Raw genomic sequence first — 331 nt, 5'->3', positions numbered from 1 at the left:
CCGCCGGCCAGAAGGATCCGGCGGACTCCGAGGTGAGCCGCAGCGAAAATTTGCGACCTTGCTGCGGCCGGTGTCGTGAATGAACTGACGGATCAGTTGGGACGGCTGGCGCCGATGTAATAGTCGCCGCTGTTCAGCGGAGCAGTGTCGCCGATCTGTCGGTTGTCGCGGCTGGTGTTGCCGATCGGGTAACCAAAGCTTGACGTGCTGTTGGTCTGGATGGAGTCGGTGACCGAGCGCGGGTTTGCTTCGCTTGCACCGTCATAGTAGTCGCCGGTGGCGAAGGACGACCCGGTCGTGGCGAGAAGGAGCATTCCGGCGACGGCTGTGA

General features: G+C 62.8%; 1 protein-coding gene. It reads right to left on the bottom strand.

The window, feature by feature from the left end; genetic code table 11:
- Positions 1-92: 92 nt before the first annotated feature.
- A partial coding sequence (locus tag EO99_RS27955; RefSeq protein ID WP_037113213.1) for a hypothetical protein occupies positions 93-331 on the bottom strand: 239 nt, incomplete at its 5' end.

The sequence above is a fragment of the Pseudorhizobium marinum genome (assembly GCF_000705355.1).
Classification (GTDB): domain Bacteria; phylum Pseudomonadota; class Alphaproteobacteria; order Rhizobiales; family Rhizobiaceae; genus Neorhizobium; species Neorhizobium pelagicum.
This window is presented reverse-complemented; position numbering and strand designations above follow the sequence as displayed.